The 523-nt window shown below is 49.5% G+C and carries 1 protein-coding gene; it reads right to left on the bottom strand.

Translation table 11 applies throughout. The annotated features are described in order from the left end of the window. Nucleotides 1-523: lipopolysaccharide biosynthesis protein (locus tag ACTHUM_RS18540; RefSeq protein WP_440403759.1), on the bottom strand; the 523-nt coding region annotated here is incomplete at both ends.

Raw genomic sequence — 523 nt, 5'->3', positions numbered from 1 at the left:
ATCTTCAGGCGCGGCAAAGGCTGCCACAGGCGTGAAGAGAATTCGGTTTTAAAGATGAAAAACAGCCAAAAAGCCGTTGCGCTGGCCATAGCCGCACCTTTTGCACCGAATTTCGGTACCAGCAGATAGAGCAGGGCGGTATTGGCGATAAAGGCAACGATGTTGATGACGGTAATCAGCCAAGTTGAGCGGACAACGTTCAAACCGATGCCGCTGACTTCGGTCAGCGTGTAAAACAGGGGGAAGAGCATACACGAGAGCAGGATAAATTGAACCTGCGTGTATTTTTCCGGCAGTATCCAGGTCACCATCGGCGAGAAAATCCCAATGAGGCAAATCATTGCGCTGATGAGGACGGTCATGGAAAGCGTGATGTCGCCGATTTTATCCAGATTGGTTTTTTCTTCTACCCATTTGAACACCAAAGGCGCCCAAATAGTGGAAAACACACTTTGGAAAATCAAGGCGACGGCACCAAAGCTGACTGCCATCGAATAGATGCCCAATTCGTCCAAACCCGAGA

Source organism: Neisseria sp. P0021.S006 (assembly GCF_051956895.1).
This window is presented reverse-complemented; position numbering and strand designations above follow the sequence as displayed.